This window comes from Mycolicibacterium sp. TUM20985, assembly GCF_030295745.1.
Lineage (GTDB): Bacteria > Actinomycetota > Actinomycetes > Mycobacteriales > Mycobacteriaceae > Mycobacterium.
The window spans coordinates 5,854,708-5,879,153 of sequence record NZ_AP027291.1 but is presented as its reverse complement, the minus strand read 5'-3'; the positions used below and the strand labels follow the sequence as shown (position 1 = coordinate 5,879,153).

General features: G+C 67.4%; 27 protein-coding genes. 11 read left to right on the top strand and 16 right to left on the bottom strand.

The window, feature by feature from the left end; translation table 11 throughout:
- Positions 1 to 3: 3 nt before the first annotated feature.
- From QUE68_RS28570 to QUE68_RS28550, 5 genes are read left to right on the top strand one after another with little or no spacing between them, the layout of a single operon-like run.
- Positions 4 to 654: a nucleoside/nucleotide kinase family protein gene (locus QUE68_RS28570; protein ID WP_284234514.1), complete on the top strand. Its 651-nt coding sequence runs from the start codon at positions 4 to 6 to the stop codon at positions 652 to 654.
- A gap of 5 nt (positions 655 to 659) precedes the next feature.
- The gene (locus QUE68_RS28565) at positions 660 to 1,649 is read left to right on the top strand and encodes a LacI family DNA-binding transcriptional regulator (protein WP_284234741.1); all 990 of its coding nucleotides are present in this window, start codon (positions 660 to 662) and stop codon (positions 1,647 to 1,649) included.
- A 25-nt stretch (positions 1,650 to 1,674) separates the two neighbouring features.
- Positions 1,675 to 2,697, top strand: a complete 1,023-nt coding sequence (fbaA, locus tag QUE68_RS28560) for a class II fructose-bisphosphate aldolase (RefSeq protein ID WP_284234512.1) — start codon at positions 1,675 to 1,677, stop codon at positions 2,695 to 2,697.
- A gap of 54 nt (positions 2,698 to 2,751) precedes the next feature.
- Positions 2,752 to 4,008 carry a threonine/serine exporter family protein gene (locus tag QUE68_RS28555; protein WP_284234510.1) on the top strand — a complete coding sequence of 419 codons (1,257 nt, stop codon included), beginning with the start codon at positions 2,752 to 2,754 and terminating at the stop codon, positions 4,006 to 4,008.
- Between the two features lie 55 nt (positions 4,009 to 4,063).
- Positions 4,064 to 5,476, top strand: coding sequence for an FAD-binding oxidoreductase (locus QUE68_RS28550; RefSeq protein WP_284234509.1), 1,413 nt, complete (start codon positions 4,064 to 4,066; stop codon positions 5,474 to 5,476).
- A 16-nt stretch (positions 5,477 to 5,492) separates the two neighbouring features.
- Here the strand turns inward: QUE68_RS28550 and QUE68_RS28545 are convergent, their stop codons facing one another.
- Genes QUE68_RS28545 through QUE68_RS28535 form a run of 3 tightly spaced genes read right to left on the bottom strand, consistent with a single transcriptional unit; the run spans position 5,493 to position 7,995 of the window.
- Positions 5,493 to 6,680 carry a lycopene cyclase family protein gene (locus tag QUE68_RS28545; protein WP_284234507.1) on the bottom strand — a complete coding sequence of 396 codons (1,188 nt, stop codon included), beginning with the start codon at positions 6,678 to 6,680 and terminating at the stop codon, positions 5,493 to 5,495.
- A gap of 59 nt (positions 6,681 to 6,739) precedes the next feature.
- Positions 6,740 to 7,591: an NmrA family NAD(P)-binding protein gene (locus QUE68_RS28540; RefSeq protein WP_284234505.1), complete on the bottom strand. Its 852-nt coding sequence runs from the start codon at positions 7,589 to 7,591 to the stop codon at positions 6,740 to 6,742.
- Positions 7,588 to 7,995, bottom strand: a complete 408-nt coding sequence (locus QUE68_RS28535) for a nuclear transport factor 2 family protein (protein ID WP_284234503.1) — start codon at positions 7,993 to 7,995, stop codon at positions 7,588 to 7,590. Before QUE68_RS28535 ends, QUE68_RS28540 begins: the two co-directional genes overlap by 4 nt.
- A gap of 91 nt (positions 7,996 to 8,086) precedes the next feature.
- Between QUE68_RS28535 and QUE68_RS28530 the strand changes: the two genes are divergently transcribed.
- A complete protein-coding gene (locus QUE68_RS28530; RefSeq protein WP_284234501.1) occupies positions 8,087 to 8,662 on the top strand; it encodes a TetR/AcrR family transcriptional regulator in 576 nt (191 codons plus the stop codon).
- Here QUE68_RS28530 and QUE68_RS28525 read toward each other — a convergent pair.
- Both QUE68_RS28525 and QUE68_RS28520 read right to left on the bottom strand, forming a co-directional pair.
- Complete coding sequence (locus QUE68_RS28525; RefSeq protein ID WP_284234498.1) at positions 8,606 to 9,640, bottom strand: phytanoyl-CoA dioxygenase family protein; 1,035 nt, start codon at positions 9,638 to 9,640, stop codon at positions 8,606 to 8,608. The genes QUE68_RS28530 and QUE68_RS28525 overlap by 57 nt on opposite strands.
- Positions 9,637 to 10,455, bottom strand: a complete 819-nt coding sequence (locus QUE68_RS28520; protein WP_284234496.1) for a class I SAM-dependent methyltransferase — start codon at positions 10,453 to 10,455, stop codon at positions 9,637 to 9,639. Before QUE68_RS28520 ends, QUE68_RS28525 begins: the two co-directional genes overlap by 4 nt.
- A 101-nt stretch (positions 10,456 to 10,556) precedes the next feature.
- Between QUE68_RS28520 and QUE68_RS28515 the strand changes: the two genes are divergently transcribed.
- Entirely contained in the window at positions 10,557 to 11,414 is an 858-nt protein-coding gene (locus QUE68_RS28515; protein ID WP_284234494.1) for a methyltransferase, read from the top strand.
- Positions 11,415 to 11,423: 9 nt separating this feature from the next.
- On the opposite strand, the gene QUE68_RS28510 is transcribed toward QUE68_RS28515, so the two are convergent.
- Complete coding sequence (locus QUE68_RS28510; protein WP_284234492.1) at positions 11,424 to 12,044, bottom strand: TetR-like C-terminal domain-containing protein; 621 nt, start codon at positions 12,042 to 12,044, stop codon at positions 11,424 to 11,426.
- A 44-nt stretch (positions 12,045 to 12,088) separates the two neighbouring features.
- On the opposite strand from QUE68_RS28510, the gene QUE68_RS28505 reads away from it, so the two are divergent.
- Genes QUE68_RS28505 through QUE68_RS28495 form a run of 3 tightly spaced genes read left to right on the top strand, consistent with a single transcriptional unit; the run spans position 12,089 to position 16,593 of the window.
- Positions 12,089 to 13,216, top strand: a complete 1,128-nt coding sequence (locus QUE68_RS28505) for a hypothetical protein (protein ID WP_284230308.1) — start codon at positions 12,089 to 12,091, stop codon at positions 13,214 to 13,216.
- Positions 13,213 to 14,190 carry a TIGR03617 family F420-dependent LLM class oxidoreductase gene (locus tag QUE68_RS28500; RefSeq protein ID WP_284234490.1) on the top strand — a complete coding sequence of 326 codons (978 nt, stop codon included), beginning with the start codon at positions 13,213 to 13,215 and terminating at the stop codon, positions 14,188 to 14,190. Before QUE68_RS28505 ends, QUE68_RS28500 begins: the two co-directional genes overlap by 4 nt.
- A gap of 3 nt (positions 14,191 to 14,193) precedes the next feature.
- Positions 14,194 to 16,593, top strand: a complete 2,400-nt coding sequence (locus tag QUE68_RS28495; protein WP_284234489.1) for a PEP/pyruvate-binding domain-containing protein — start codon at positions 14,194 to 14,196, stop codon at positions 16,591 to 16,593.
- A gap of 42 nt (positions 16,594 to 16,635) precedes the next feature.
- On the opposite strand, the gene QUE68_RS28490 is transcribed toward QUE68_RS28495, so the two are convergent.
- The 4 genes from QUE68_RS28490 to QUE68_RS28475 all read right to left on the bottom strand — a co-directional run bounded on the left by QUE68_RS28490 (position 16,636) and on the right by QUE68_RS28475 (position 18,538).
- Positions 16,636 to 17,304: an NADPH-dependent F420 reductase gene (locus tag QUE68_RS28490; protein WP_286274864.1), complete on the bottom strand. Its 669-nt coding sequence runs from the start codon at positions 17,302 to 17,304 to the stop codon at positions 16,636 to 16,638.
- 104 nt (positions 17,305 to 17,408) lie between these two features.
- Complete coding sequence (locus QUE68_RS28485; protein WP_284234487.1) at positions 17,409 to 17,792, bottom strand: DUF4267 domain-containing protein; 384 nt, start codon at positions 17,790 to 17,792, stop codon at positions 17,409 to 17,411.
- Positions 17,789 to 18,040, bottom strand: coding sequence for a hypothetical protein (locus tag QUE68_RS28480; protein ID WP_284234485.1), 252 nt, complete (start codon positions 18,038 to 18,040; stop codon positions 17,789 to 17,791). The genes QUE68_RS28485 and QUE68_RS28480 overlap by 4 nt, the downstream gene beginning before the upstream one ends.
- 21 nt (positions 18,041 to 18,061) lie before the next feature.
- Positions 18,062 to 18,538: a DUF1772 domain-containing protein gene (locus QUE68_RS28475; protein WP_284234483.1), complete on the bottom strand. Its 477-nt coding sequence runs from the start codon at positions 18,536 to 18,538 to the stop codon at positions 18,062 to 18,064.
- A gap of 103 nt (positions 18,539 to 18,641) precedes the next feature.
- On the opposite strand from QUE68_RS28475, the gene QUE68_RS28470 reads away from it, so the two are divergent.
- Positions 18,642 to 19,217: a TetR-like C-terminal domain-containing protein gene (locus QUE68_RS28470; protein WP_284234482.1), complete on the top strand. Its 576-nt coding sequence runs from the start codon at positions 18,642 to 18,644 to the stop codon at positions 19,215 to 19,217.
- 54 nt (positions 19,218 to 19,271) lie between these two features.
- Here QUE68_RS28470 and QUE68_RS28465 read toward each other — a convergent pair whose 3' ends face one another.
- The 6 genes from QUE68_RS28465 to QUE68_RS28440 all read right to left on the bottom strand — a co-directional run bounded on the left by QUE68_RS28465 (position 19,272) and on the right by QUE68_RS28440 (position 24,439).
- Entirely contained in the window at positions 19,272 to 20,342 is a 1,071-nt protein-coding gene (locus tag QUE68_RS28465; protein ID WP_284234480.1) for an NAD(P)H-dependent amine dehydrogenase family protein, read from the bottom strand.
- A 20-nt stretch (positions 20,343 to 20,362) separates the two neighbouring features.
- Positions 20,363 to 21,223, bottom strand: a complete 861-nt coding sequence (locus tag QUE68_RS28460; protein WP_284234478.1) for an SDR family NAD(P)-dependent oxidoreductase — start codon at positions 21,221 to 21,223, stop codon at positions 20,363 to 20,365.
- A gap of 99 nt (positions 21,224 to 21,322) precedes the next feature.
- Positions 21,323 to 21,889, bottom strand: coding sequence for a TetR/AcrR family transcriptional regulator (locus QUE68_RS28455; RefSeq protein ID WP_286274862.1), 567 nt, complete (start codon positions 21,887 to 21,889; stop codon positions 21,323 to 21,325).
- Positions 21,886 to 22,320 carry a nuclear transport factor 2 family protein gene (locus tag QUE68_RS28450; RefSeq protein WP_286274861.1) on the bottom strand — a complete coding sequence of 145 codons (435 nt, stop codon included), beginning with the start codon at positions 22,318 to 22,320 and terminating at the stop codon, positions 21,886 to 21,888. The genes QUE68_RS28455 and QUE68_RS28450 overlap by 4 nt, the downstream gene beginning before the upstream one ends.
- A gap of 92 nt (positions 22,321 to 22,412) precedes the next feature.
- A complete protein-coding gene (locus QUE68_RS28445) occupies positions 22,413 to 23,843 on the bottom strand; it encodes an MFS transporter (RefSeq protein WP_286274860.1) in 1,431 nt (476 codons plus the stop codon).
- Positions 23,844 to 23,914: 71 nt separating this feature from the next.
- Positions 23,915 to 24,439 (bottom strand): hemerythrin domain-containing protein, encoded by a 525-nt coding sequence (locus QUE68_RS28440; protein WP_286274859.1) that lies wholly within the window; start codon positions 24,437 to 24,439, stop codon positions 23,915 to 23,917.
- Positions 24,440 to 24,446 lie beyond the last annotated feature (7 nt).

Below are 24,446 nucleotides of genomic sequence, written 5' to 3'. Positions count from 1 at the left end.
ACGGTGACCATCGAGCAGGACGTGCAGAACGCGACACTCGGCCAGTTGGTCGAGTGGGCCACCGCACTCGACGTTCCCGGGGAACGCCGAATCCTCGGCCTCACCGGTGCTCCGGGAGCCGGAAAGTCCACCGTCGCAGAGCAACTCGTCGATGCGCTGGGGCCCGATGTCGCGGTACTCGTCCCCATGGACGGCTTCCATCTCGCCAACGAGGTGTTGATCGACAAGGAGATCCTGAATCGCAAGGGCGCGCACGACACGTTCGACGACGGCGGGTATGCCCGGCTGATCGCGACCCTACGAGCGCAGCGCGTGGACGACCCCGTGGTGTACGCGCCGCGGTTCCGACGCGAGATCGAGGAGTCGATCGGCTCGTCCATTCCCGTCCTCCCGACCGTGCCACTCGTGGTCACGGAGGGGAACTACCTCCTACTGCAATCCGATGCGTGGCCCACGGCGCGGTCCAGCATCGACGAAGTCTGGTTCCTAGCCCCCGACAACGACATTCGTCACGACCGGTTGCTGCGCCGGCACCAGGCGCACGGGAAGTCACCGGAGAACGCGGCGTTCTGGGCCTTCGGGTCCGATGAGCGCAACGCCCAACTCATCGAGTCGACCGCAGGTCGCGCGGACCGGATCGTGCGGCTCCGGTGACCACGATGGGCGACGTCGCGCGCCTTGCCGGCGTCTCGGCGTCCACGGTCTCGCACGTGCTCAACGGCACGCGCAACGTCGAAAAAGCCACGCGCGTACGCGTCGAGGCGGCCATCGAGAAGACGGGGTACCGGCGTAACGTCGTCGCCCGATCACTCGCGGCCGGGCGTACGCACACCGTCGGACTCTCGATCTCCGCGTTGACGAACCCCTACTTCGGAAACCTGGTCCACGCCGTGGAGCGGGCTCTGTCGGACGCCGGGTACGTGCTCATCGTCGGGGATTCCCACGACGACGTGGACTCGGAGAAGCGCGTCACCGACTCGCTTCTCGACCGGCGGGTCGACGGGATGATCGTGGCACCTGCCGCCGGGTCGGAGCGGGTCACGCTTCCCAAGATCGCCCACTCCGCAACGCCGTTGGTGCTGATCGACCGCGGTGTCGACGTCGGCTGCGACCAGGTCGGCCCGGAGAACGTCTCGTCGGCGCGGTCGTTGACCGAGCACCTACTCGACCTCGGCCATCGCCGGATCGCGGTCGTCCGTGGCCTCGCCGGGATCTCATCCACCACTGAGCGATTCGAGGGCTACTGCGCGGCGCTCGAAGGACGCGACGTCGCCGTCGACCCCGCACTCGTCCTCGATGGCAACTCCAGCACCGACGTGGCGGAACGCGAAGTCCACGCGTTGATGTCGGGGGCCAACCGGCCCACCGCGTTGGTGTCCCTGAACAACTCCATGACCATCGGCACACTCAAAGCCGTCAACGCGCTCGGGTTGTCGATCCCGGGTGACGTGGCATTCGTCTGTTACGACGACTTCGAATGGGCGGATCTGTTCGAACCCAAGCTCACCGCCGCGGCGCAGGACGTCGACACGATCGGCGCCACCGCGGTCGAGCTACTTCTGCGCCGAATCCGGGGACAGGGTGAAGCGCCGCAACGGATCTACGTACCGACCACGTTCCACCACCGTAACTCGTGCGGATGCACGTAACACGCACCGATAGGACGTTCACACCATGCCGATGGCGACCCCCGATCACTACGTGGCGATGCTCGATCGCGCCAAGGAGAGCGGATTCGCCTACCCGGCCATCAACGTCACCAGCTCCCAGACCCTCAACGCCGCCCTGCAAGGGTTCGCCGAAGCGGACAGTGACGGCATCATCCAGGTATCGCTGGGGACGGCACTCTATCTGTCCGGCAACAAGGTTCAGAGCCGCTTCGCAGGGTCGAAGGCGCTCGCACTCTATGCCCACGAAGTGGCCTCGCACTACCCGGTCACCGTCGCCCTGCACACCGATCACTGTCCCGCCGAGAACCTCGACGACTGGGTCAGGCCGTTGATCGCCGACTCGATCGAGCGGCGCGGGCGGGGCCTGGACCCGCTGTATCAGTCACACATGTGGGACGGGTCCGCGGTACCTCTCGACGAGAACCTGCGCATCGCCGCGGGATTGCTCGAGTCGTCACTCGAGGCGAACACGCTCCTCGAGATCGAGGTCGGCGTGATCGGCGGCGAGGAGGACGGCGTGTCCCATGAGATCAACGAACAGCTGTACTCCACCGTCGAAGATGCGCGCGCCACCATCGAGGCACTGGGGACGGGGGAGCGCGGTCGGTATCTGACGGCGCTGACCTTCGGCAACGTGCACGGTGTCTACCACCCGGACTCGGTGCATCTGCGTCCCGAGATCCTCGAGGAGATCCAGACCGTCATCGGCGCCGAGACGGGAATGGCCAAGCCGTTCGACCTCGTCTTCCACGGCGGATCGGGATCGAGTGCAGAGGACATCGCGTCCGCCGTCGCGAGTGGCGTCGTCAAGATGAACGTCGACACCGACACCCAATACGCCTTCACCCGGTCCATCGCCGGCCACATGATCGGCAAGTACGACCAGGTGCTCAAGGTCGACGGCGGCTACGGCGACAAGAAGGCCTACGACCCGCGGTCGTGGGGCAAGCCGGCCGAGAATGCCATGGCCGCAAGGGTTGTCGAGGCGGCACAGATGTTGGGATCGGCGGGACGGGCGATGCGCTAGGCCGATCGCCTAGCCCATCTCTGCGCCTGTGCCCCGACCTGGCAGAGTGACTCCGTGTCCGAAGACGACGACGCCGTCCGCGTTCTCCTGGCCTACCTCGGCGCCGCGATGGTGGCCACGGGACAACCGGTCAGCGACGTGGAGGACGAGCTGGCCGAGGTGAGCACCGTGCTGGGCTACCCCGACGTCCAGATCGCGGCGTCGCCGACCGGCGTCTTCGTGAACCTGGCCAGCGGCGCCCCCGCGACGTTCGAGTCGGTCAAGGGTGGACTGCGTCTCGACCAGGCCGCCGACGTACGAACGATTCGCCATGGGTTGTCGCAGTCTGCCCTCACGGTGGCCCAGGCCACCGAGGGCTTGCTCGCGCTTCGGCATCGCCCACCCCGCTACCCGCAGTGGGTGGCCAACCTCGGCTGGATCGCGATCGCCACGGGAATCGCCCTGATCCTGCAGCCCGGCGGCGCCAACGTCGCCTTCGCCGCCGTGGGGGCGGTCGTGGTGGTCGCTCTCTTCCGGCTGGGGCAGCGGTTCGTTCTGGTCGCCACGCTGTTACCGACGCTCGCGGCATTCCTCCTGGCGTGCGGGGTCTTCGCAGCCGCCAACGCCGATCTGCTCGAAGGACCGCTGCGCACCCTGCTGCCGCCGTTGGCGGTCCTGTTGCCCGGCGCGTTGATCGTCACGGCGATGTCCGAGCTGGCCGCGGGTGACATGGTGGCCGGAGCCTCGCGGTTGACCTTCGGGCTGGTCCAGTTGCTCCTGTTCACTCTGGGCATCGTGGCGGCCAGTCACGTAATCACCGTGCCGGCAGCTGAATTGACCAATCTCCGAGTCGACACCCTCGGCTGGTGGGCCGCGCCATTGGGGTTGATCCTGATCAGCATCGGGATCGGTGTCCTGGAGAGTCCACCGGTGCGGCTGCTGCCCTGGATCACCGCGGTCTTGATCCTTGCCTTCGCTGCCCAGAGTTTCGGCCAGCATGTCGGTGGCGCGGCGCTCGGTAGCTTCCTCGGTGCCGTCGCCGCCACACTGGGTTCTTCGCTCGTCGAGGCCGTGCGTCCGAATCTGCCGCGGTTGGTGGTCTTCCTGCCGGCCTTCTGGTTGCTCGTCCCCGGCAGCCTCGGTCTGCTCTCCAGCACCACCCTGGTCACCAACCCCGACGGTGGTGGCGCGAATGCGTTCGGGGTGGTGACGGTGGTCTGTGCCATCGCGGTCGGGTTGCTGGTCGGCGCGGCGGTCGCACGGTCGTTCGGCGGGGCTCTCCACGGGCTGCGGCGCGGCCGCGGTCGGCCGGGCCGCACCCTGCTGCGCTGAGCCCGACGGGGCTAGCCTTCATACAGACGCGCCCCGAGGCACTGGAGGTCACCGCATGACGCCACCGGCCCAGCAATTGGTGACTGCCACAACCGAGACCGTCGTCGACGAACTTCGGGCCGCGTTGCCCGAGGGACGATTGATCGTCGACGCCGACGTGGCTCGAAGCCTGAGCCGCGATCAGGCGGCCGGGGCCCCCGCCGGCGAGCCAGCCGCCGTCGTGCGCGCCCGCAGCACCGAAGAGGTCCGTCGGGTGGTCGAGATCTGTCTGCGTCACCGCATCCCGGTCGTAGCGCGCGGAGCGGGCACCGGGTTGTCCGGTGGCGCGAACGCGATCGACGGCTGCGTGGTGCTGTCGCTGGAGGCGATGTCGAAGATCCTCGACATCAACCCCTTGGAACGGTTGGCGGTGGTTCAGCCGGGCGTGGTCAACGACGACCTCCGAGCGGCGGTGGCAGAGCACGGGTTGTGGTACCCACCCGATCCCGCGAGTTCGCCATGGTCGACGTTGGGTGGCAACGTCGCCACGAACGCCGGCGGATTGTGTTGCGTCAAGTACGGCGTCACCCGTGAGTACGTGCTCGAACTCGAGATGGTGACCGGTTCGGCGGAAGTGGTGCGAATCGGGCACCGGACCGCCAAGGGCGTCGCCGGCTACGACCTGGTCGGCCTGATCGTCGGGTCCGAGGGCACCTTGGGCATCGTCACGGAGATCACGGTTCGACTCCGCAGCCTGCCCAGCGCACCCACCACGGTGGCGGGCTTCTTCCCGTCGCTGGTGGCCGCCGGCAACGCGGTGCGTGCGGTAGGTGCGGCGGGCATCAACCCGTCGGCACTGGAGCTGATGGACCGGTATTGCCTACGCGCCGTGGATGATTGGAAACAGATGGGGCTGGCGGCCGCAGGAGACGTGCTGCTGCTCGCGCGGGTCGACGATCCAGAGCCCACCGGTACCGCGCTCGCCGACGCCATCGTCGAACACTTCCGCGCGACCGGCGCATCCTGGGCCGAACGCTCAACTGACGCCGAGGAGGCCGACGCGTTGTTCGCGGCCCGCCGGTTGGCCTACCCGGCGCTGGAGCGACTCGGACCGGTGATCACGGAGGACGTCTGCGTGCCCAAGGAGCACGTCCCGGAGATGCTGGCCCGCATCGAGGCACTTGCGGCCCAGCACGACGTGCAGATCGCCAACATCGCGCACGCCGGCGACGGCAACCTGCACCCCTTGATCATCGGACCGCCAGGCGAGGACGCCGACCTGTGGCTCCGGATCCATGCCGCATTCGACGGCATCCTCGAGGCCGCATTGTCCCTCGGCGGCACCATCAGCGGCGAGCATGGCATCGGCCTCCTCAAGCGTGGCGGTCTCGTGCACGAGTTGTCGCCGACGGTGCTGGGACTCCATCGTGCGATCAAGGATGCACTCGACCCTGCAAGAATCCTCAACCCCGGCAAGATCTTCGAATAGTCGGCTCGCGCCGCGATCAATTCAGCTCGCCCGCATCCTTGGTCACCACCGCGGGACGCAGGGCTGAGGTGACGAGGTGCCGACGCAACCGACCGCTCGACGTCCGGAAGAGGCAATTCATCGCTGCCACGATGCCGCGGACGTCGTCGCGCGCGGTGAGATAGGTCCAGCGGTGTGAGTCCGGAAGCGCGAAGAATTGCTCGAAGAAGCCCGGGACATCGGCCGGAGGCATCCGGAGCAGGGACTCCAGGCCGATCCGCCGGACGCGGTGGACCACCTGCGCGTCGAGCGGCCACACGGTCTTCTGCGCCGCTGCCAGCGCCCTACCGGGACCATCCGGTAGGTGTGCGGCCAGCGCGGCGGCCACCTCCGGAGCGAGTCGCAGTGAAGCGGCCAGGCTGAAGCCGGTCGCCGGATGGATCAGTGGCGCGGCAGCACCGAACCCGAGCACGCCGGACCCGCGGTGTCGCGGGTGGTCCACTCGGAACGAAACCCGTTCGCTGCGAGCATCTTTCGGGGGCTGGACGCCGTGACGGGCCAGCCGGGCGTGGAGCCGACGGCGCAGCGTCGACAACGGCAGCCCCGGCCGGCGCGCCAGCGACGTCTCCTCCACCAGCACTTGTCCACCGCCGAGCGGGATGACGTAGAGGAACGTCGGCCAGCCCGGCTCGCCATGATCGGCACGCCAATCCATGAACAGTGCGTCGCCGGGGACCACGAACGGCGCGGCAGCCGCTTCGTCGATGACCAAGCCGTAAGCAGTTTGTGCCGCGGGCGCCCGGCGCGACGCGGATGAGTCCAAGGGTCGAGCGCCGCCCCCGGCGTCGATGATGACCGAAGCACGCAGGTCCGACCCATCGGCCAAGGCAACGACGCCGGACTCCGGAGACCCGACGACGCGCGCGGCGTGGACCCGTACGCCGGTCAGCCCGTCCGCTAGATGTGCGCGCAGAGCAGGCACGTCGAGAACGGCGTACTCCCAACCCAACTCGTGCTCGGTTACCGCGATCGCGCGACCGGCAGCGCGGGCCGCGACCGCGGACTCCGGCAGGTCGGCCGGCAGTTCGTCGCTCCACATCCCATACGTCGCCGTCCACGGGCGGTCGGGGGCCTTGTCCACCAACCCGGTTGCCAGACCGAGCCGCCCGCACGCCCCGGCCAACGCGAGACCCGCAGGCCCGCCCCCGACCACTAGCACGTCCATGTGTCCATCGTGCCCTGCCGACGGGTTTCACCGGTCTCGAACCCAGCGCTCCTGCCGACTCAACGACCCAGGGTCTCCGCGGCGAACTCCTCGAAGGACCGCGGTGCGGTTCCGGTCAAGCGCAGTACCTCGTCGGTCACGCGGTCCTCCGCGCCGGTGGCGATCAACGCGTCTAGGCCGGTCAGCATGTCGGCGTAGGCGGGAGGCATTCCGTCCGCGGCGTAGAGCTGCCGCATGCGTTCGAGGTCGACGGCGACGTGTGCGACGGGGCGACCGGACGCCCGGCCGATGATCGCGGCCACGTCGTCGTAGCTCAGCGCCGCCGGACCCGTCAGGATCGGATCGGCATTCAAGGCCACCTCGGACGTCAGAGCATGCGCGGCCACCCGGGCGATGTCGCGGACGTCGATGAAGCCTACTCGGCCGCCGTCGGTCGCGGTGGTGACGACGGCTCGTTCGCGGATCGAATCGGCATGCGGATGTCGGCCGGAGAAGTTCTGCATGAACCAGCTCGGGCGCAACACCGTCCATTCCGGGAACGTCTCGGCGACGAGGGCGTGGACGCGGCCGAGGGTGGGGTCACCCGACTCGATGAGCGAACTGCCTTGCAACACGACGCGTTCGACTCCTGATTCCAGGGCCAGTTCCAGGAATGGTCGCATCACCGACTCGGGTGACGGGTCGTTGGAGGGAGCGATGAGGTAGACGCGGTCGACCCCGGCCAGGACTGGACGCCACGTGGTGCGGTCGTACCAGTCGAAGTGGGCACCGTTACCCGCTGCCGGTGCCTCGCCGCCCCTGCTGGCGGCGACCACCGCCGCACCGGCCGCGGCGAGTTCCGCGCAGATGTGCTTGCCGGTGTTGCCGGTGGCTCCGGTGACGAGAATCGCCGCAAATGACCTGGCCGTCACGGCATCTCGATCGCGTCGAGGACGGTCAGCGGGTTCCAGTAGTCGCGGTAGTGCGCGATCTTCCCATCGACCACGGTGAGCACGACGACGTAGGACATCTCGTACGCGGCGCCCGTGGCCTTGACGCGTCCGGTCGCCGACCACTCGATGATCGCCGTGTTCGGATCGACCGTCTGATGCACCACGAGGTTCGTCACGCGCTCGAAGCTGATCTGCGCGGGGACGGCGCGCAGGTACTCACCGGCGGCGGCCTTGCCCTCGACCCGCTGCGGTCGTCCTGCGGGCGCGTAGGGGAATTCGAGGACGACGTCGTCGTGACACCTCGCCAGCCATCCGTCGGCGTCACCTGTCCGGATCGCCTCCGTGGCTTCGACGAACACGTCTCCTGGGAGGGAAATGGTCATGTGGCTCTCCTTTCGGCTAATATTCGGACCGCTAGTCCGCTTGGTCCCCGACTATATGGACCGGCGGTCCGTTTTGGCAAGGGAGGCCGTCATGGCGGAACGCGCCGATGCCGCGCGCAACCGGCAAGCGGTGCTCTCCGCCGCCGGCCGCCTGTTCGACGACGCCGCCGATGTCGACGCCGTGTCGATGGATGACGTCGCCCGAGCGGCAGGCGTTGGCAAGGGAACTCTGTTTCGTCGCTTCGGGGACCGCGCGAGCCTCTTACGTGCCGTCTACGACGCCCGGCTGGTCGATCTGCGCACGGCAATCGAATCCGGCCCGCCGCCGCTGGGACCCGACGGGGATTCCCGGACGCGCATCTCCGCGGTGCTCGAGGCGATCGTCGACTTCAAGCTGGACAACCGCCGGCTGGCGCTCGCCATCGAGCAGGATCAGACCGGCGGGGCACCCACGCTGTACACGTCACCGGGCTATGTCACGACGCACCAACTGCTGGTGCAGTTGGTGACCGAAGTAGGCGACCACGGCAACGCCCGATGGTTCGCCTACGTCCTGCTCGCCGCCACCCGGATAGATCTGGTGGACCACCTCGTCAGCACCGAGGACGTCTCACGTCGACGACTGCACGCCGACCTGGAAGCCCTCGTGGCTTGCCTCCTGGACTGAGGCCGATCGAGGACGCGCCACCAGGGGGTTCCGGGGACTCGCCACCACCTGGCCCGGCTCGGCGCCGGGGATGAACTTGCGCCAGTCGCCGCTGATCATGGTCGGGCTGGGCACCACCCGGGTGCCGTCGGCGAAGTACGTCGTGGCCAGTACGACGCGCGCGGCGGTGGTGCGGTTCGCCCCAGCCGTGTGGAAGCAGCTAGCGGCGTGGAAGCTGACTTCTCCTGCCGCGAAGGGCCCATCCTCGATCGGCACCCGTCGGTTGCGAAGAGTCTCGGAGACACCACGATCGTAGGACGTACCGTGCTTGTCGAATTCGAGGTCGGCGACCAGCTTCCCGACGTCGGCACCGCGGGCGAACGCCAGCGGACCCATCTCGCGAGGGGTGGGCTGCAGCGGAATCCACGCCGTCAGCACGTCAGGCGAGTCCAGTGGAAAGTGGTGGGCGTCGTAATGCCATGGGGTGCGCCCCGCGCCGGGTTCCTTCGACAATGCGTTGTCGTGGTATAGCCGTACCTGACTGGTGTCGAGCAGGGCCGCACCGATGCCGCCGATGCGGGGTGACAACACGGCGGCGCGAACCAGGTCGTCCTCCAGCCACATCATCTCGCGACTCTGGAATCCGACCGTGGGATCGACGGCCTCGTCGAGCAATTCGCGCAACCGGGCCCGCAGCCGTTCCACCGCGCCCGGAGTCAGCACACCGGGCAACTTGATGAACGCGTCGGATTCGAACTGCCGGATCTGAGCCGCGGTGACCGGGTAGGGCTCGGCGAGTTGCGCCATCATCTCGTCGTCGGACGGTAGCGGACCCGGATCGTGTGGCGGCGGGTCGACGAGCGGGCCACCGGGCGTGGGTCCGTCGGCCAGCGACATGTACCAGTCCCACCACTGGTCGTTGCCGCGATCCCATTCGACGGCGACGTCGGACGCCGTGCCCGCAGCGGTGGTCTCGGACAGGTGGGGATTGCGAATCATGGCTGCTGCCAAGTGATCAGGTGTGCCTCGTGCTGGAACTCGTAGGCGCCGTTGGGATCCCGGCAGTCGGCCAGGTACGCACCAAGCGCCTCGCTGGCCTCCATGCGATCCAGCGACACCGCGTCGTCGAACGCGCAGCGCTGCAGGAAACCCTCCGCGACCGCGCGGTCGGACGTCCCGGTGCGGTAGTGGATTACCTGGACCTCGATCGCTGCGTCGGCCGCGCGCAGGGCGGAGGCGACCCCCTCCGCGTCGGTGTAGGGCGTGGCGTCGGGTGCGAACGAGGCGCGGTACGCGTCGTAGAAGGTCAGGTAGTGCGAACGCGACGACGCCTGCGCGACGGCCCCGAACCCGCCGGGACGAAGGGCTCCCACCATCTTGGCCACGCCGGCGGCCAATTCGGCGGGCGGCAGCGCGTATAGCGCATGGGTGGCCCAGGCGACGTCGTAACCCGTGCCCGCGAAGTCCTGCAGGAACACCTCGTGCTCGCCCGCGGCGGTGAACGGTGGCGCGAGGGCCTGTCGCGCCTCGGCGATGCTGAACGCCGAGGGGTCGAGCAGGTCGACGTCGACGACCGGGTGTTCGGGCAGGCCCGCAGCGAGCAGTGCCGCGGGGAACTTCCCGCTCCCGCACGCCACGTCGAGCAGGCGGACCCGGCCGTCGACGCCGTGCTTGCGCAGATCGGTGGCCCAATCTCGGGCAGCGACGAGTTGCCGGTAGTCCTCGGTGGCCAGGGCATAGAAGGCTTGCATCTCCGACCGGCCGGCCTCGCTCCAGTGGTCGAGGCTGCGCTGGGCGGTATCTGGTCGGGACATCGCTCAAGCCAACCATGGATCGGAGGACCCACTTCTTACCTAACGGTGTCGGCCCCGACGATCGAGCCGTTCGACGCCGTTTTCAGTGAAGACTGGTCTCGATGACAGTCATGGGGCCGCCCCTGCCCCTCGATGGACTACGGGCGCAGATCCTCGACCGGCCGGCACTACCGGCGCTGTCGCCGGAGCGATACGCACATACCCACGCTCTCTACGAGGCGGCTAGCGATCAGCGACCGCGACTCCAGTCGTGGCTCACCACCGCGTTGCCACCGATGCTCGGCGAGAGCGATCCGCTGCGGGTGGTCGGCGTCGGAGTCGGGGACGGGAGCATCGACGCGCCACTGGCGGCAGCGCTCGCCGCGGACGGACGCCGGGTGCGCTACACCGGGGTGGAACCGCATCCGCCTTCGGCGGCGCAGTTCGCCGCCAAGCTGAACGCGATGGAGGAGCTAACGCTCACGCCGACCGTCGTCATCGGCGATTTCGCCGACCACGACGCCGGCCATCCCGCCGATCTGGTGCACTTCGTCCACTCGCTGTACTACGTCGAGGACCTGTCGGCGGCGCTAGACCACGGATTGAGCATGGTCAGACCCGGCGGTCTGCTGCTGGCCGCCATCGCGCCGCTGCAGCCGCTGTGCGCGCTGACCGAGCTGCTGTGCCCATGGGCTGGACTCAAGCCGTGGTTCGCCGAGGACGTTCACGAGGAGCTCGAGCTGCGCGGCCTGTCCACACGCACCGAGACCATCGTCGGACACCTCGATGCCCGCGACGCGCTCAACGATCCGCTGGGGCGTGGAGAGGCCGTGCTGGACTTCCTCATCGGCGCGCGTTCGCGCGCGCTTGGACCGGACGCGCGCGAGTGGTTGCTCGACTACCTGCGTGACATCTCGCTGCCCGGCCGACCCGGGATACTGCCCCACCCCGTCGACGTTCTGCTCACCCGGGTGCCCTGAATCGACGTCCTACGACGGGGACGAGGAACCACCCGACATCGAGGACCAGCCGGCAGTGACCAGTTTGGTCAGGTCGTCCACCCATGCCGCGTCCAACGGTGCATCGTGCCGCACGATGATGCGGAAGATCGCACTGCCGACGACGACCTCCGCGAGCAGGGGCAGGTCGCCGTCGTCATCGGGCTGGTCGAGCCTGGTGCGAAAAGTGGCGAGACTGCCGGCGAAACGAGAGGTCATTCTGCTGTGCACATCGGGATCAGCGACCGTATCGGCGATCAACGCCGGTAGGGCGATCCGGACTTCCGGGCGGTCGAACATCGTGCGCGTCGCCTCCACCAAGGCCCGGATGTCCCCCTCGACGTCCCCGGAGGCACTCGGCATGGCCATTACCTCGGCCGGGAGGATCGCCTCGTGGACGAGTTGGGCCTTGCCCGACCAGCGCCGGTAGATCGCCGCCGTCGTGGTCCCCGCGCGGGCCGCGATCGCGGACAGTGAGAGCGCGGGATAACCCGTCTCCAACAGGAGCTCCCGGGTAGCTTCCACGATCGCGGCATCGATCTTGCCGTCGCGCGGTCGCCCCGGGGGTGACCGGTTTGGTCCCTTGTCATCCCTCGGCCGATCTGTTCTCATAATTTCAATATAACTCGCATCGTATCTAATCTTGGAGAAGCCGCGTGTACCTGAGTCCGCTCGACGAGTACCCGATCCACCAGGCGCCGGTGCCCATCAGCGCCCCGGCCACCTCGGATCGCAACTTCTACGATCGCTCGTACTTCAACGTGCTCGATCGCAACGGCGAATTCATGGCGCTGACGGGTATCGGTTACTACCCCCGGCTGGGCGTGAAGGACGCCTACGTGGTCATCCGGCGCGGGGACACGCAGACCGCCGTCCGCTTCAGCGACGCGATCGACGGGGATCGTCTCCACCAGAACGTCAACGGCTACCGGCTCGAGGTCGTCGAACCGCTGCAGGAATTGCATCTGACCGTCGCCGACACCGAGGGCATCTCGGCCGACCTCAGGTGGCGCGGCCTGTTCTCCGCCGCCCTGGAGCATCCACACGAGATGCATTCGGAACGGCGAGTTACGTTGCAGGCGTGCCGTTTTGCTCAGCTGGGCACATGGGAGGGGTGGATCGACGTCGACGGTGACCGCCTGAACGTCGACACGACCACCTCGGTGGGCAGTCGGGACAGGTCGTGGGGCATCCGGCCCATCGGAGAGGCGGAGCCTGCTGGCCGGCCAGACACCGCGTTCGGCGGAATGTGGTGGCTGTACCTACCGCTGGCGTTCGACGACTACCAGCTCTTCCTGATCATTCAGGAGGACCCGGACGGCCACCGCAGCCTCTACGACTGCACCCGACGTTGGCGAGATGGCAGGGTCGAACAGCTCGACGGCGTGCGGGCGACGATCCACTACACACCCGGCACCCGAATCCCGCACGGCGCGCACGTCGAGATGATGACCCGGTCCGGAGAGCGACTCCAACTCGACGTCGAGTCGAAGTTGTTCACTCCCATCGCCTTTGGTTCCGGATACGGCGGCGATTCGTCCTGGGCGCACGGCACGTGGCGGGACGGGCCGTTCGCCGAACGCGTCTCCTACGACATGACCGACCCCGAAGTCCTGGCGCGAGCGCCCTTCAGCTTGATCGACCACGTCGGCCGCGCCGTCTGCACCGAGGCCGACGGCAGTACACGGAAAGGCGTGGGCTTGTTCGAGCACGCCGTAATCGGCCCGCACCACCCGTCGGGGTTCGCCGACTGGACCGACGTCCTGGCACAGGCGACGCCATGAAGGTCATGACGGCACTGTTCGGCCCGACGGACGCGGTGCAGCGGGCAGCGCTTCTGCGTGAAGCCGGGGCATCGGGTGTCTTCACCTTCGAGGGCCCCCGTGAGGTCTTCACCCCACTGATACTGGCCTCCACGGTCAAGGGCCTCGACCTCATGACCAATGTGGCGATTGCATTCCCCCGCAACCCCATCCAGCTGGCCCACGAAGCAAATGACCTGCAGGAGATATCCGAGGGGCGTTTCATCCTCGGCCTGGGCACGCAGATTCGGACGCAGATCGAGAAGCGCTACGGCGCCGAGTTCGACCGCCCGGTGGCTCGGATCAAGGAGATGGTCGGTGCACTCCGGGCGATCTTCGCGGCATGGAACGACGGCGAGCGACTCGACTTCCACGGTGAGTTCTACCGGCACACCCTGATGACGCCGACGTTCAATCCGGGGCCCAACCCGTTCGGGCCACCGCCGATCTACCTAGGTGCGCTCGGCCCACAGATGACCAGGGCCACAGCCGAAGTGGCCGACGGGCTGTTGGTGATGCCGTTCGGGTCGAAGCGGTTCCTGCACGAGAAGACCATGCCGGCCGTTCGCAAGGGGCTGACCATCGCTGGACGAGACGCTGCTGATTTCGCGGTGGTACCGGAGATCATCGTGTCGGTCGGCGAGGACCACACGTCGACGCGGATGTTGTTGGCGTTCTACGGTTCAACCCCCGCCTACCGCCCGGTGCTGGACGTCCACGGCTGGGGTGACCTACAGCCCGAACTGAACGCCATGTCCAAGCAGGGGCGGTGGCAGGACATGTCGACGCTGATCGACGACGAGATGCTCCACACGATCGCGGCCTGTGGGACCCCGGCCGAGGTGGCCGCGCACATCCGAGACCGCGTCGACGGCGTCTCGGACCGAATCTGTCTCTACCAACCCGGGCCCATCGCCGTGGAGCCGCTGGCCGAGATCATCGACGCGTTGGGCTGACGAATGCCCATCACGACGATCGAGTTCGACGACATCTTCGACGACCGGTTCGGTGGAAAGGCCCTCGGGCTGGCCGAACTCACGCGGCTAGGGCTCTCCGTCCCCACGGGTTTCGTCATCGGACAGGCTTCACCGGGCCCACTTCCGGACGCCGTGACGGAACGCTTCACCCAACTGCGGGCAACGGGGACGGCACCCGTGGCCGTCCGTTCGTCGGCGACCGGAGAGGACGGAGTCGAGCAGTCGTTCGCCGGACAGTACGACACCGTGCTCGGCGTCGATTCGCTCGAGGGCTTCACCGCGGCCGTCCGACGATGTGTCGACTCCATCGGGTCCGAGCGCGCCTCGTCCTACGGCAGCCATGACGGCGAGCCGGGTGCGGTCGCGATGAACGTGGTGGTCCAACGGATGGTCGATGCCCGCGCGGCCGGAGTGGTCTTCACCGCCGATCCGGCGTCCGGTCGCAGGGATCTCCTGGTCATCGATGCCATCGCCGGTCTGGGGGAAGCACTCGTCGACGGATCGGCCAGCTCCGACCACCTCGTGCTGGACACCGACGGCACCCAGGTGGTGCGCGAGGTCGGCGAGGTGCCCGTCCTGTTGGATGCGGAGGTCGCCAGCATTCGCGCGGGTGCGCTCGACGCGGCGCAGCATTGGGGCAGACCAATGGATCTGGAGTGGGCGATCGATGGAACCGGCCAGCTGTGGTGGCTCCAGGCCCGGCCGATCACGACGCTGCCCGGCGACCTCAACGAGATGGACACCCCCGTGGCCGGCGCCGCGCACGTCTACACGCGCTGCAACATCGGCGAGATGATGCCGGGGGCCTTCTGTCCACTCACCGCATCGGTGTCCGGGCACGCGATCGACTATGCGATGCAGATGACGCAGGTGGTGGCGCGGGCGCAGGAACGCTACGACGAGCCATGGCTTCAGGTGGGCTACTTCTACGGGCACATGTTCTTGAACATGACCGAGGGCACGGGCCTGAGTTCGGGAATCCTCGGAAACTCCTTGGAGCAGTTCTCCATGTCCATCTGCGGTCGGGTGGTCGATGAGCTCGAGGCCAAGCCGCCCAAACCGTTCCCCGCCAAGCTCGTCAACACGATTCGGCTCACGTCCCACGCGCTGTCCGCCGGGCCCGCGATCCGGCGGCTCGGCGACCAGATCACCGCCTTCGCCATCCCCACCGGTCGCGACGCCAAAGACGTCCTACGGCAACTGGAGTCAGGCGTCGAGCTGTACTGCCACGTCACGCTGGTCCACGTCCGGTCCTCGTCACGGGCAGCGGTCGGTGCGAACGTGCTCGAGAGCTACCTCGTGCGCAAAGCGGTCAAGGACGGTCGCGATGAGAGCGAGGGTCAGTCCGAGGCCGCCCGCCTGATGGCAGGTGCCGATGACGTCGAGAGCGCGATGATGGTCGCCGAACTGCATGCGGTGGTGCGGGAGATCGCCGCCGACGATGCCGCCGAGCAGTTCCTCGCCGCGGCGCCCGCCGATGCCCTCGACCGATTACGGAACTCGGACGGCCCTGGCGGGGTAGCGCTGCGACGGTTCCTGATTCGACACGGCCACCGCGGTTACCGGGAGCTGTGCATGCGCGACCCCGCGTGGGCCGAGGACGCCGAGGGGCTCGGGTCGATGATGCAGGTGATGGTGCAGTCGACCCGCGAAACCGTCGGGGTGGGTCCCACCTGCAACGCCGTCGCCGAACCCACGTCACGCACGGTCAGGCTGCTTGCCCGCCTGGCTCAGGGCGGGGCCCGCGGACGTGAGGAGACCAAGTCGAAGATGGCCCTGATGGCGCACCGCCTCAAGCTCGGGTACCGACACCTCGGCGAGGTGCTGGCCGACTCCGGTCACCTTCCCGATCCCGACCTGGTCTTCTTCTTCGATCGCTCCGAATTGCCCCGGGTGGTGGCCGACATCGCCGACCCCGATGAGGTCAGCGACCTCGTGCAGCGCGCGCTCAAGCGTCGTGATGCGCTGGCGTTCCAACAGTCACTGGAGTTCGACGACGTCTCGGTCGGACGACCCACACCCGTCCTCGCTCGAACTTCGGGCATCGTCGCCGACGACCAGATCGTCGGACGGCCGGCGAGCCGGGGGATCGTGGAAGGTACTGTCCGCGTGGCGAAATCGATTCAGGATGCGCGCCAGGTTCGGCGCGGAGAGATCCTCGTCGCACCCGTCACCGATGTGGGCTGGACGCCGTACTTCACGGTCATCGCCGCACTGGTCACCGACATCGGTAGCTCGGTGTCCCACGGCGCGGTCGTCGCGCGGGAGTACGGCCTTCCCTGTGTCGTCAACACGTTGGTGGCCACCCAGGTGCTCAAGACCGGCGACCGGGTCAGGGTGGACGGCGACCGAGGCGTGATCACGCGACTCGAATCGAGCTGAGCCAGCGCGCGTCTGCGCCTGATGGGGACCGCGGGACGCGCGTCACGCCGTGCGGGCGCTCCACTCGGCAGTACGCTCGCGCGTCGCCTCCGCGAGTGCCTTGCGCGTCACGTCCGAGTCGAAGTCCTTGCCGTACACCGGCGTACCCGGTTGCTGGCGCCACGATTCGGAGATCGGGCCGGCATCGACGGGCTCGAAGCCGAGTTGGTCGACGATGTCGTGCACCAGTGCCCGGCCCGCTCCGTCCTCGCCGGCGACCGGCAGTGCGATGCGCTTCGACGTGCCGCTGGGCTTCCCTCCTTCGAGGAGGTGCTTCCACCAGATCCCGTTGAACACCTTGTACACCGGTGCACCGATCTGTTCGGCGACCCACGCACTCTCGGGCTGGCCGTCCTCGATCGCCGCGATCTCACCGTCGCGTTGTTGCGGGTAGTAGTTGTTCGTCTCGATGACCGGTGCGCCCGCCTTGCGCGCATCGACGATTCCGTCGGCGAGGTCGGGAACGTTCTTCTGCGGAATACTCACGATGACGAGGTCGGCATCGGCTGCGGCGTCCTTGGCCCATACGGCCGTCGCGCCAGTCTCGGTGGCGAGGTCCGCGAGGGTCTCGGGAGCGCGGGAGTTCGACACCTTCACGTCATGTCCGAGTTCACGGAGCCGTCGCGTCAACGTTCCCCCGATCTGCCCAGCCCCGATGATTCCAATCTGCATGGTTCGCCTCCGTGGTGTTTGCGGCCCTTGGCTGAGGGCAACGTCGGTGGAGCCGGGTCCTATTCCGCGCCGCATCGGGTGGTACCGCGGCGGGTGCAATTGGTTCAGGCGACCAGCAGCAGGGCGGTGGTGATGAGCATGACGGCGGCGGTGGCGCCGTGCACTCCCCAGGCAATCGACCTGGGGCCACCACTGCGCAGCACGATCAGTGCGTCAGCGATCGGAATGATGGTCGCGGCCAACATCACGCATCCGAGGAGGCGCGTCGCACCCGCGAGCATCAGGATGATGACGAACAGCCCCGTAGCGATGTCGCGGACGCCCTTGACGCTCGTGTAGGCACGTGCGGATGACTGGTCGAGTTCGGAGAGCACGCCGTAGCCGGCGGCGGCGACGCGCGGGGCGACGAGGAAGCGGATCCCGATGAAGATGATGCCCGCGGCGAGCAGTCCGGCGAGTACGTAGCCGATCGTGGTGGTGACGGTCATGTCGAACCCTCCTGGGTCGATTGGTGAAGCGGTGAGAACGATGTCGCGTCGAGCAGTGTCGTCTGGACGTCCACGATGTCGTCGAGGTCGAAACCGGCCATGTCGGCGGCGAACTCCGGGCTGGCCATGATCTCGCGCGTGAGGTGTTCGGGGTCGGCGCCCGAGGGGTAGCCGACCAGCGCGACTAGGCGGGTCGCGTTGGCGGCTCGTTCCGGTCCAGACGCCGTGAGTGGTGACTCCGAACGCATCGAAGGTCGTCAGGTGGCGGGTCAGGTCATCAGCACCACGCACAGGCCCGCCACTGCCAGGCCTTGCAGCACGGCGCGGGTGTTGATGACGGAGTCCCACTTGGCCTGCAGGGCGCGGCTATTCGGTAGCGCCCTGCTGGCGTCGGTGGCGGCCGTCATCTGCCTATTGATGGGTGCACTCACCCGGGTGTAGAGCACCAGCCAGATCACCAGCAGGACCAGCGCGGTGCCGGCAGCGAAAGCCTGCGTCCACTGCAGCGCCATGGCGGCGAGTGCCGTACTCAACGCGGCGCCGAGGACCCCCAGCACTCCAGGCACTGGCATGCGGCGATCTCCGTAGCGGTGCACGTGTCCCATGACCGCCACGACCGCGGCGTCGTCGACGCGAGCCAGGGCCGGCCGCAGCACCATCGCGCAGAAGACATCGGTGCCATAGACGACCGCAGTTGCGAGCACTGCGATAAGCGCGGTAACGCGGGCGATGTTCTCCAGGACCATGTGGTGCTCCCTCGTCGTGCCAGTAAGTGCTAGCAACGCTAACCCCCGAAAGTCGGCTCGTCAATAGCGGTGCTAGTACGACTAGCGGTGATATCGTGCTGGCATGGCCATCGAGGATCGGCGCGAGCGGGAGCGGTCCGCCCGGCGACGCCTGATCATCTCCACTGCCCGCACCTTGGCCGAGGCCGAAGGCTGGGACGCGGTCACCACCCGCCGGTTGGCCGCGGAGATCGAATACAGCCAGCCCGTGTTGTACAAGCACTTCACCGGAATGGAACAGATCGCCGAAGCCATCGCCATCGACGGGTTCGGTGAACTGGCCGAGGTCATTCGGGCTGCCCGCTCGGATGCCGACGCGGCCGAGGCCGCCCTGATCCGAATTGCGCACGCCTATCTCGAATTCGCCCGCGACAATCCGGCGGTTTACGACGTGATGTTCAGCCGCGCAACCACTTTGCTCTTCGCCAACCAGGACACGGCACCGGAGTTGAACGCTGCCTTCGCCGAGATGCGCCAAGCGGTCGCCCTCGCCGCCGAGGACCCGGACGCCGATTCGCTGACCGAGGTGTTCTTCAGTGCACTGCACGGCATGGTCACCCTCGGCCGCGGCGGCCGACTACGGTCCGGCCTCGACTTGGAGCGCGTGCGACTGCTCGTCGAACGATTCACCAGCCCGTGACGGTCGACCCCCTAGGTCACTGGACGACGACGCACCCTCACTTCGGCCCCGCCGTCACCTCATCAGGCCGTGGACTTGTGCGATCGGTAGATCGCGCAGCGAGATCATCCCGGGTGGTGCCGCGCACACCGCGGCGACGGAGTTGACCGCCTTCGCCGCGGTGGCGATGACACCGCCTTCGTTCTGATCGATGTCACCCGACCCCACGTGGGTGTTGATCTCGACACCCGGTCTGCCGGTCACGACGACGCGGTGCACACCACCCCGGCCTTCTGGTGGATAGGGCCAACCGGGAGCCGCGGCCGCGGTAAGGCGGTTCACGTGTTCCATGACGATGACGGGCGTCTGGTCCTTGATGCCCTCGACGGCGAACCGCACCGCTGCGATGTGACCTGGGTCGACGTGCACCATGGCGCAGTCGATCGGCTCCGGCGTCACCCAGGTTTCATGGCGCTCGCGGATCTCGTCGAGCTCGATACCGAGGCATTCGGCCAGGTGCTGCACGGGTCCGCCCCAGATCGAGCGCAGTACCCCGGGGAGGAACATCAGTGGCGGATCCTGCTCGGGTGTGAAGCCGAATCCGAAACTGAGGCCGGTGAACTCGGCGTCGTCGTAGGTGCCGTAGTCGAAGACTTCCTGGACCGTCACCGACGTCGCGGACTGGCACAGGCTCAGCGCAGCGAACGGCAGCATGTCTCCGGAGAACCCCGGGTCGATGCCGTTGACGTACATGGTGGTCCCCCCCTCGTGGCAGGCGGCCTCCAGTGGCTCGCGCAGCCACGGGTCGGCTGATGCGGGATTGACCAGCCAGACGAGTGACGTCGCCACCACGTTCGTGCCGCTGCGCAGGAACCCGGTGAGCTCCGCCAGCGCCTCGGTCGCGCGCGTTTCGCCCTGGGAGGTGTACACGACGCAGTCGGCGTGCAGTGCCGCCAAGGCCTCGAGGTCGTCGGTGGCGGTGATCCCGGTGGGCTGATCCAGACCGCAGAGATCTGCTGCGTCGCGGCCGACCTTGGCCGGGCTGCTGGCGTACACGCCGACCAGTTCGAGGGCGGGGTGCTCGATGATGTGGCGCAACGCGTGCTGGCCGACGTTACCCGTCGAGAACTGAATCACTCTGAGCATCAGCGAAACTCCCGGTGTCGTCACATCAGATCGGTGATCGTCTTCAGCCCGGCGTCGTAGAGGACGCCCGGGAGCATGCCCCCGTCGATCTCGATGGTCGTCCCGTTGACGTAATCAGCTTGCCCGCTGCACAGGAAGACCACGGTCCGGCCGACCTCGTCGGCGCCGCCCGCGCGTTTGAGGGGCACCTTCGTGAAGTACTCGCTCCCGTCCTTGTCATCGGATGGCAGCACGAAGTCACGGAAGTTCTCGGTCATGGTGGGCCCCAGGGCGAGACAGTTCACGCGAATCCGAGGCCCCCACTCCTGGGCGAGTGACCGCGTCAGATGGTTGAGACCGGACTTCGCTGCGCCATAGGACACCAGTGTCGGCGATCCTGCCGGATGTCCTGCCCCGCTGGAGATGTTGATGATCGAGCCCCCACCGCCACGGCGCATCTCGGGTGCGGCCCGGATGGCGAACCACAACGGGCTGACGAGGTTCATCTGAATGGCGAAGGCGTGAAACAGCACGCTGCGCTCGAAGTCGCCGTCGCTGCGCGGGCTTCCCTGAATGCGTTGCACCAGTTCGGGAACGGCGTCGACACTGGGGCTCGGGACGGTGCCACCGGCGTTGTTGACCAGGATGTCGATGCGGCCATACTCATCGGCGACGCGGCGCACGAAGGCATCGATGGCGTGGTAGTCACCCTGGTCGCACACCCACTGCGCGGACCTCTCGCGGCCACCGGGGACCCGGGTCACCGCGGGTAGCTCGTCGAGCGGTGACCGCGAACAGCCGACGACGGTGGCGCCCGCTCGCAACAACTCCTCGGCGATCCCGTCTCCGACGCCACGGCTGGTGCCGGTGACGATGGCGACCTTGCCATCCAACGAACCCATGCCAGCCCCTGTCAGTCCTCGGTGCGAAGGACTGAACCACTCTATGCGCGGTCGATCGAGGAAGGATGACGCAGCCACCTTCCTCGCACGAGGACTGGATCAGTCGGCCGGATTCAGAAGAGTTGCCGCCCAGGCGTCGTCCTTCCTGCGGCTGCGCAGCCCCAGGGCAGTCGAGACGGTGACGACGAGTCCGGTGGCGATGAATGTGCGTACGTCGAAGTCATTTGCACCGCTGATGGTCGCGATCCTCTTCTCGAGATCGCCGTGGTGGCGCGCCGCGGCACTCCTAACCGTCTCGTCACCTGCGGCGGCGTACCCCTGGAGGATCACTAGGGCGATGTTGCCATCGCGAACCAGGAGGCGACGGTACGCCTGACCGAGGTCGAGCAGAGGGACGACACCATCTGTCGAAACTGCTGCGGCCCGGGTGAATTCCACGCCGATCTGCTCGTAGGCGGCTGCCAGGACGTCGAGGAACAAGGCGCGTTTGGAGCCGAACATCTGCACGATGCGCGGGTGCGAGACCTCTACGCGCGCCGCGATGGATTCAAGGCTGGTGCCCGCCAGGCCGCTCAGTGCAAACTGAACCGCCGCCGCGTCGATGATCTCGGCTCGTCGGGTGGAGGCCGGCTTGCGACCCGTGCGCCGTGCTGGGGCGGACGTCACTGCTGGCGAGCCGCCGCAATCTGCTTGTTGACGAGGTCGTTGTCGTACAGGCACCGGTACGCGCTAATCTGCCCATCGTCGTCGAACTCGAGACGGTCATCCCCGTGGAATCGAACCGTGCACTCGGTTCCCGCGAGGATTCCGGTGAACTCCCACGCGACCAGTACCGCGGGTCGGCTCACCTCGGCATAGAGGCCCTGTAGCGAGAACGCGTAGTCGGGGAAGGCCCCTGCCAGGTGGTTGACGAAGTCCTCGATGGGCTGACGGCCGTGGACCGTATCGCCAAGTGCGGGTTCGTCATACACCAGATCCCCGGCGCACAGTGCGGCGACCGCTGCACCGTCACGACTGTTCCAGGCGGTCGCCCAATCGCGGGTGAATGCGTGGACCGAGGCGAGATCGTCGACGGCTGTCTTGGTTGGAGTGCTCATGGCACGCTAACTTATAAGTTAGTAAGCAATTCGGCAAGCGCGGCGGCGCAACTCGAACGGTTCGCACGCAGGTCACCCGGTGACGTGACCGCTCACTCCCGCACGGGCGCAGCGTGATCTGACACGGGGGTGCGGGGCATCGCGAGCACTGCGACGGAGGTGGCGACGGCAACGACCAGCACTGCTGCGAACACTGCCGCCGACCCCGACCGGATGGCCGCCGGACCGATCGAGTGGATGTCGCCAGAGCCGAAGATCGAGTTCGCGATCGCCCCGAAGATCGCCACACCGAGAGCACTACCCAGCGAGCGCGCGAACATGTTGGTGCCCGTGACCACGCCGCGTTCGTGCCAGTCGACGCTCGCCTGCGCCGCGATCAACGTCGGCATCGCCAGCAGTCCCATACCGGCGCCGATCACGAAACAGACCACGGCGACGATGGCGACATTGGGTCTGTTCGCCACCGCGGCGAGTACCGCTGATCCGCCGACGACCAGCGTGGCGCCGATGAACGCGGTGCGCTTGAAACCCCATCGCAGATAGAACCGGCCGGCCACGGCTGCAGTTGCCGGCCAGCCAATCGTCAACGCGGCCAACGCAAGACCGGCGACGATGGGGGTGGTGTTCAATGAGCCCTCGAGATAGGTCGGCACGTAGGAGGTCAGGCCCATGAGGATGGCGCCGACACCGAACGCGACGACGGTGGTGGCACACAGCAGTCGGCGGGAGAACACCCACAGCGGCAGGATCGGCTCGGGTGCCCGGCGCTCCGCAACCACGAAGGCCACCAACAGCACGGCTCCGGCGGTGAACGCGCCGATGCTCTGTGCCGACGTCCATGGCCAGGATTGACCTCCGCCGAGGACGGCGAGCACGAGCGAGGTCATCGACGAGGTGAGCAGCACCGCGCCCAGGATGTCGACCTTGCTGTGGCGCGGCGTGACGGTTTCGTGGAAGTGCCGGTGGAACATCCACGCCGCCAGCACGCAGAGCGGGATGTTGACGAGGAATACGCCCCGCCAAATCCCGAGCTGAGAGAACACGCCGCCCAGCATCGGCCCGACGACCGACGATACGGCCCACACGCTCGCCAGATAGCCCTGCACCCTGGCACGTTCGGCCACGGTATAGATGTCACCGACGATCGTCATCGCCGTAGGTTGCACCGCGCCGGCACCCAGGCCCTGGACTGCCCGAAACACGATCAGGGCCAGCATGTTCCACGCCGCGGCACACAGGATCGATCCCACCAGGAACAGGCCGATCCCGAGCAGCAGGATGGGTTTGCGGCCGAACAGGTCGGAGAGCTTCGCGTAGACGGGTGTGGTGACGGCTTGGCCCAGCAGGTATGCCGAGAACAACCAGGGGAACTGATGGAAACCACCCAACTCCCCGACGATCGACGGGATGGCGGTCGCCAGGACCGTCGCATCGATGGCGACCAGTCCGGTGCTGAGCATGACCGAGATGAGCACCGGTCCCCGCTCGGAGCGGAAACCGACCGCGGCCGGTGCAGCGGACATCGTCGTACCTCGGATCGTTACAGGGTCGTTCTAGGAACGTGCGGTGCACGCGCTCACGCGTGCCACCCGTCTCAGCCGTGCTCGTCGAGGTAGGCGTCGGCGTCCTTGTCCGAATTGTCGATGCCCTCAGTCGAGTCGTGCCGAGCGTAGAACTGAAGCCACTTCATGCCCAACTCGTGGCGGATTTGCAGTGACGCGCTCTTGATGAAGTCGGGCATCGCCTCGCGTTCTTCCTCCTCGAGGTGCTCACCGTTCTCGGCGCGGGCCTTGAAGACGGCTTCGAACCACTCCGGGCTGCCGGGTGCGTGTCGGCGGGAATCGCGTACGGCGTCGCGAATGGCGTTGTGATCGGTAATCGCGTCTTCGGTCTCGTCCCTCGGGTCCCCCTGGCGGTTTCCCGGATCGTCACGACCCCCGTGCTTCAGCAGGGCCGGGTAGAACACCGTTTCCTCCGCGTCCGCGTGGGCGTCGAGGCGGGCACTCAACTGATCCCAGATGGCCGCGAGCTCGTCGGGAGCCGAGGCGTCGTCGAGCCGGAAGAACTGGCGACGAAGCCAGTCGTGGTCGGCGTAGATCAAATCGATGATGTCGGCCACGCTGAAC

Bases quoted from the DNA above. Each gene is read 5' to 3' on its own strand.
- QUE68_RS28565 (WP_284234741.1), top strand. From the start codon at position 660: ATGGGCGACGTCGCGCGCCTTGCCGGCGTCTCGGCGTCCACGGTCTCG.
- fbaA (WP_284234512.1), top strand. From the start codon at position 1,675: ATGCCGATGGCGACCCCCGATCACTACGTGGCGATGCTCGATCGCGCC.
- QUE68_RS28550 (WP_284234509.1), top strand. From the start codon at position 4,064: ATGACGCCACCGGCCCAGCAATTGGTGACTGCCACAACCGAGACCGTC.
- QUE68_RS28545 (WP_284234507.1), bottom strand. From the start codon at position 6,680: ATGGACGTGCTAGTGGTCGGGGGCGGGCCTGCGGGTCTCGCGTTGGCC.
- QUE68_RS28535 (WP_284234503.1), bottom strand. From the start codon at position 7,995: ATGACCATTTCCCTCCCAGGAGACGTGTTCGTCGAAGCCACGGAGGCG.
- QUE68_RS28530 (WP_284234501.1), top strand. From the start codon at position 8,087: ATGGCGGAACGCGCCGATGCCGCGCGCAACCGGCAAGCGGTGCTCTCC.
- QUE68_RS28525 (WP_284234498.1), bottom strand. From the start codon at position 9,640: ATGATTCGCAATCCCCACCTGTCCGAGACCACCGCTGCGGGCACGGCG.
- QUE68_RS28520 (WP_284234496.1), bottom strand. From the start codon at position 10,455: ATGTCCCGACCAGATACCGCCCAGCGCAGCCTCGACCACTGGAGCGAG.
- QUE68_RS28515 (WP_284234494.1), top strand. From the start codon at position 10,557: ATGACAGTCATGGGGCCGCCCCTGCCCCTCGATGGACTACGGGCGCAG.
- QUE68_RS28510 (WP_284234492.1), bottom strand. From the start codon at position 12,044: ATGAGAACAGATCGGCCGAGGGATGACAAGGGACCAAACCGGTCACCC.
- QUE68_RS28500 (WP_284234490.1), top strand. From the start codon at position 13,213: ATGAAGGTCATGACGGCACTGTTCGGCCCGACGGACGCGGTGCAGCGG.
- QUE68_RS28495 (WP_284234489.1), top strand. From the start codon at position 14,194: ATGCCCATCACGACGATCGAGTTCGACGACATCTTCGACGACCGGTTC.
- QUE68_RS28490 (WP_286274864.1), bottom strand. From the start codon at position 17,304: ATGCAGATTGGAATCATCGGGGCTGGGCAGATCGGGGGAACGTTGACG.
- QUE68_RS28485 (WP_284234487.1), bottom strand. From the start codon at position 17,792: ATGACCGTCACCACCACGATCGGCTACGTACTCGCCGGACTGCTCGCC.
- QUE68_RS28480 (WP_284234485.1), bottom strand. From the start codon at position 18,040: ATGCGTTCGGAGTCACCACTCACGGCGTCTGGACCGGAACGAGCCGCC.
- QUE68_RS28475 (WP_284234483.1), bottom strand. From the start codon at position 18,538: ATGGTCCTGGAGAACATCGCCCGCGTTACCGCGCTTATCGCAGTGCTC.
- QUE68_RS28470 (WP_284234482.1), top strand. From the start codon at position 18,642: ATGGCCATCGAGGATCGGCGCGAGCGGGAGCGGTCCGCCCGGCGACGC.
- QUE68_RS28465 (WP_284234480.1), bottom strand. From the start codon at position 20,342: ATGCTCAGAGTGATTCAGTTCTCGACGGGTAACGTCGGCCAGCACGCG.
- QUE68_RS28460 (WP_284234478.1), bottom strand. From the start codon at position 21,223: ATGGGTTCGTTGGATGGCAAGGTCGCCATCGTCACCGGCACCAGCCGT.
- QUE68_RS28450 (WP_286274861.1), bottom strand. From the start codon at position 22,320: ATGAGCACTCCAACCAAGACAGCCGTCGACGATCTCGCCTCGGTCCAC.
- QUE68_RS28445 (WP_286274860.1), bottom strand. From the start codon at position 23,843: ATGTCCGCTGCACCGGCCGCGGTCGGTTTCCGCTCCGAGCGGGGACCG.